This window comes from Xanthomonas sp. SHU 166 (genome assembly GCF_000364685.1).
GTDB classification, from domain to species: Bacteria; Pseudomonadota; Gammaproteobacteria; order Xanthomonadales; family Xanthomonadaceae; genus Xanthomonas_A; species Xanthomonas_A sontii.
This window is the reverse complement of the sequence record NZ_AQOJ01000673.1, coordinates 1-3,190: the sequence shown is the minus strand read 5'-3', so window position 1 is coordinate 3,190 and position 3,190 is coordinate 1. Positions and strand designations below refer to the sequence as shown.

At 72.3% G+C, this 3,190-nt stretch carries 3 protein-coding genes; all 3 read left to right on the top strand.

The genetic code is table 11. The annotated features are described in order from the left end of the window. On the top strand, positions 1-1,196 hold a 1,196-nt coding region (locus tag D180_RS15980; RefSeq protein ID WP_157835476.1), incomplete at its 5' end, for an efflux RND transporter periplasmic adaptor subunit. Between the two features lie 21 nt (positions 1,197-1,217). Beyond that, entirely contained in the window at positions 1,218-1,988 is a 771-nt protein-coding gene (locus D180_RS15975) for an ABC transporter ATP-binding protein (protein WP_017913588.1), read from the top strand. Then, positions 1,985-3,190, top strand: a 1,206-nt coding sequence (locus tag D180_RS15970; protein ID WP_017913587.1) for an ABC transporter permease, incomplete at its 3' end; no start/stop codon positions are given. The genes D180_RS15975 and D180_RS15970, both read left to right, overlap by 4 nt.

The following is a 3,190-nucleotide window of genomic DNA, read 5'->3' as shown; positions in this document are numbered from 1 at the left end:
GGGTGCCAGCCGCTGCCGTGGCGATCGTGCTGGGCGTTGCGCTGCTCGGCAGCGGCCGCGCCGCGCCAAGGGTGGCGCGCAGCGAAGTGTGGATCGATGCGGCCACGCGCGGCGAGATGCGCCGCGAGGTCCGCGCCAACGGCGTGCTGGTGCCGCGGCAGATCCGCTGGATCACCGCCGGGGCGCCGGCCACCGTGCAACAGCAACGGGTCGAGGCCGGCGCGCGCGTGCTGGCCGATACGCCGATCCTGCAACTGGTCAACCCGGAACTGGAGGCCGGCCTGGATCGCGCACGCGCCGCGCTGGCCGGCGCCGATGCCGACCTGGCCGCACTGCACGCCGCGTTGGCCTCGCAACTGCTCGACCAGCAGGCGCTGCAGGCGCAGGCCGAGTCCGAGTTGCAGATCGCGCAGATCAAGGCCAAGGCCTACCGGCGCGGCCACGACGGCGGCGCGATCTCGGCGATCGACCTGACCCAGAGCCAGATCGTCGAGGCGCAGCAACGCGGCCGTGCCGATATCGAACGCAAGCGCGTCGCCGCGTTCCGGCTGAACATGGCCGCGCAACTGCGCGCGGCACAGGCACGGCGCGAGCAGGCCGCCAGTGCGCTGGCCATCGCCACGCAACAGGCCGACTCGCTGCAGGTGCGTGCCGGCAGCGACGGCATCCTGCAACAAGTGGACGTGGAGCCCGGCCAACGCGTCGAGGCCGGCGCCAAGCTGGCGCGGGTGGCGCGCCCGGACGATCTGCTGGCGCGCCTGCAGGTGCCCGAAGTCCTGGCCAAGGACGTGATCGAAGGCCTGCCGGTGGCGGTGGACACGCACAACGGCGTGGTCGGCGGGCAGGTGGCACGGATCGATCCGGCGGTGCGCAGCGGCAGCGTGGCGGTCGATGTGCGGCTGACGCCGCCGTTGCCGCCCGGCGTGCGCCCGGACCTGTCGGTGGATGGCCGCATCGTGCTCGGCACGCTGCGCGACGTGGTCAGCATCCCGCGCCCGGCGCTCGCCGTGCCCAACGCCGCCGGCAGCCTGTTCGTGCTGCGCGACGGCGGCGACACCGCGCAGCGCATCCGCGTGCGCTTCGGCGCCGCCTCCAGCGACCGTATCGAAGTCCGCGCCGGCCTGCGCGCCGGCGACCGCGTCGTGCTGTCCGACACCAGCCAGTGGAATGCCGACGCCACCTTGCGCTTACGCTAGCCTCACCAGGAGAGATCCCGCATGACCGCAGTTCCCGCACCATCCGCCGCGCCGCTGATCCACCTGCACGGGCTCAGCAAGGTGTTCCACACCGAGGAAGTGGAGACCCACGCCCTGGCCGAGATCGCACTGGACGTGGCGCCTGGCGATTTCGTCGCCATCACCGGCCCGTCCGGCTGCGGCAAGTCGACCCTGCTGTCGATCCTGGGCCTGCTCGATGCGCCCAGCGGCGGCACCTACCGGCTCAACGGCCGCAGCGTCGCCGAACTGGACACGGTTGGCCGCGCACGCATCCGCAACGCCGAGATCGGCTTCATCTTCCAGGCCTTCAACCTGATCGCCGACCTCACCGTGGAAGAGAACGTGGCGCTGCCGCTGACCTACCGCGAGGGCGCCCAGCGCGGCCAGATCCGCCAGCGCGTGCGCGAGGTGCTGGAGCTGGTCGGCATGCAGCATCGCCACAAGCACTATCCGGGGCAGTTGTCCGGCGGCCAGCAGCAGCGCGTGGCGGTGGCGCGCGCGCTGGCCGGCAACCCGGCGATCCTGCTCGCCGACGAGCCAACCGGCAACCTGGACAGCCGCAACGGCGAGGCGGTGATGCAGTTGCTGGAACAACTGCACGACCACGGCACCACCTTGTGCATGGTCACCCACGATCCGGCGTTCGCGCGGCGCGCGCAGCGCATCGTGCACATGCTCGACGGCCGCATCGTCGACGAGGACACCTTCGAGCGGTTGCGCCACGAACAGGACGTGGCGCTGCCGGCACGCGCCGCGGGGCAGGCACGATGAGCGCCGCCCTGCAGTGGACCGAGATGCGGCAATCCTGGCGCACGCTCGCGCGCAGGCCGGGCTATCTGCTGCTGGCGGTGCTGACCCTGGCGTTGGGCGTGGCCACCACCACCGCGGTGTTCGCGCTGCTCGACCAGGCCTTGCTGAAGCCGCTGCCGTTCCCGCAGCCGGAGCGGCTGGTCACCCTCGGCCTGTCCAGCGACCCTGGCCGCAATGTCGCCGCGCCCGGCTACTACCCGGTGTTGCGGCGCATGTCGAGCCTGCAGTCGGTGGGCATCGCGCGCGGGTTCCCGGTGCCGGCCAACGTCGCCCGCGGCGCTGCCAGCGAGGTGGTCGCGTCGATCAGTGCCGATGCCGGCTTCCTGCGTACGCTCGGCCTGCCGATGGCGGCCGGGCGCAACTTCAACGACGAGGAAAGCCGGCCCGGCGGGCCGCAGGCGGTGATCCTCAGCCATCGTTTCTGGCAGCGCTATTTCGATGGCGACCGGTCCGCGGTGGGACGCACCCTGCAGGTGGAAGGCAAGCCGGTGCAGATCGTCGGCGTGCTGCCCGCGGCCTTCCCCTGGGCCGAGCCGTTCGACCTGATCCGCAACATGCAGCCGGACCTGGCCGCGACCAACCTGTCCACCAACGAGATCGTGGTGGCGCGGTTGCGGCCCGGCATCAGCGTGGCCGCGGCGTCCGCGCAGACCGCGACGACGCTCCAGGCCCTGTTGCGCAACAGCCCGCACATGGACGCATCGTGGTGGGCGTCGCTGCAGCGACGGCCGCCCAACGCGCTGCCGCTGCAGGACAGCCTATACGACGCCAACAGCGGCAACACGCTGTGGCTGTTCTTCGCCGCGGCTGCCTGCGTGCTGCTGATCGCCGCGATCAACCTCACCAGCCTGATGCTGTTGCGCGCGCTCGGGCGCAGCCACGACAGCGCGGTGCGTGCCGCGCTGGGCGCATCGTGGCTGCGCTTGAGCCTGCCGGCATTGGCCGAAGGCGTGCTGATCGGCGCGCTCGGCAGCCTGGCCGGCCTGGTGCTGGCTTGGCTTGGCCTACGTCTGCTCGGCGGCTGGGTGCCGCTGATGTGGATGCGCGGCGAGGCGCCGCATCTGAGCGGCGCCAGCGTGCTGTTCGCGCTGCTCGCCGGCGGTGCGACGGCGCTGTTGGCCGCAGCGCTGGGCATCGCCCGCGGCCGCCGCCGCAACCTGGTG